This window comes from Vogesella mureinivorans (assembly GCF_007644035.1).
In the GTDB taxonomy this organism is placed as follows: domain Bacteria; phylum Pseudomonadota; class Gammaproteobacteria; order Burkholderiales; family Chromobacteriaceae; genus Vogesella; species Vogesella mureinivorans.
The window spans coordinates 1-285 of the sequence record NZ_VMTV02001074.1 but is presented as its reverse complement, the minus strand read 5'-3'; the positions used below and the strand labels follow the sequence as shown (position 1 = coordinate 285).

General features: G+C 29.5%; 1 pseudogene. It reads right to left on the bottom strand.

Going from position 1 to position 285, the window contains the following annotated elements:
- A pseudogene (locus FLQ44_RS24215) lies at window positions 1–285 on the bottom strand (hypothetical protein); the annotation flags it as partial.

The following is a 285-nucleotide window of genomic DNA, read 5'->3' as shown; positions in this document are numbered from 1 at the left end:
CCTGGGTATTTATTTTTGTGCTCTCTTTTTATTATTTTTATTTCCTCTATTATTAAATCCATCTCTTTATAAATATTTGAAATTTTCTGTGTTATCTCTTTCATTTCAGTACAGAGTGAAATTATTTTATGCATCACCTCTAGGTACTCTTTATCATTCGGACTCATCCCTTTATCAAATAATTTTTTCTGCATCCGACCAAGTTGTATTAATTCATCTAGATATCTAGAAGGCACGCGCTGTTTTATTTCATTATTTAAACTTACTGTCCTTATATACACTGAG